This window comes from Cytobacillus firmus (assembly GCF_023715565.1).
Classification (GTDB): domain Bacteria; phylum Bacillota; class Bacilli; order Bacillales; family Cytobacillaceae; genus Cytobacillus; species Cytobacillus firmus_C.
In genome coordinates, this window is sequence record NZ_JAMBOJ010000190.1 from 1 (window position 1) to 255 (window position 255).

At 40.0% G+C, this 255-nt stretch carries 1 rRNA gene; it reads left to right on the top strand.

Annotation, left to right across the window (positions count from 1 at the left end):
* Positions 1 to 101: ribosomal RNA gene (locus tag M3205_RS25445) — 16S ribosomal RNA — on the top strand; the annotation flags it as partial.
* Between the last annotated feature and the right edge of the window lie 154 nt (positions 102 to 255).

Genomic DNA, 255 nt, shown 5'->3' on the forward strand with positions numbered 1-255 from the left:
GGGTAACCTTTTGGAGCCAGCCGCCTAAGGTGGGACAGATGATTGGGGTGAAGTCGTAACAAGGTAGCCGTATCGGAAGGTGCGGCTGGATCACCTCCTTTCTAAGGAATATTTACAAGAAACGTGATGTTTTTGTTCGTTCAGTTTTGAGAGTTCAATCTCTCAAGTTATTCGTTCTTTGAAAACTAGATAATGTTATGAAGAAGCAATAACCGAGTAATCGCCATCTTAGTTTTTCTCTTATTTTTGTTTTAA